Origin of the sequence: Shewanella sp. AS16, from assembly GCF_021412365.1 — a bacterium.
GTDB classification, from domain to species: Bacteria; Pseudomonadota; Gammaproteobacteria; order Enterobacterales; family Shewanellaceae; genus Shewanella; species Shewanella salipaludis.
In genome coordinates this window covers 1-299 of the sequence record NZ_JAKCLK010000202.1, presented here as the reverse complement: position 1 = coordinate 299, position 299 = coordinate 1, and the positions used below count along the sequence as shown (strand labels likewise).

Here is a 299-nt window from a genome sequence, read left to right as displayed (position 1 = left end):
AGATCGCGAATGACTTTCTGATCGAAAACGCCTTTCCCTCCTTGCGCTAATGGGCTCCAGGATTCGGTCTGGATTTTGTGTGTCGCGTTCCAGGCATGTAGCTGGCGTTGTTGCATCAGCGGGTGAAGTTCGATCTGGTTTATCACAGGCGTCACGCCAGTTTCATCAATCAGGCGTTGCAGGTGATGGATCTGGAAGTTGCACACGCCGATGCTTTTGATTAATCCCTCTTTTTGCAATTCGATCATGCCTTTCCATGCTTTGACATAATGGTCGATAGCGGGAACGGGCCAGTGCAT

At 50.2% G+C, this 299-nt stretch carries 1 protein-coding gene; it reads right to left on the bottom strand.

Annotated features, from left to right (window positions below; genetic code table 11):
* On the bottom strand, positions 1–248 hold a 248-nt coding region (locus LZP73_RS19995; protein ID WP_234236661.1), incomplete at its 3' end, for an aldo/keto reductase.
* Between the last annotated feature and the right edge of the window lie 51 nt (positions 249–299).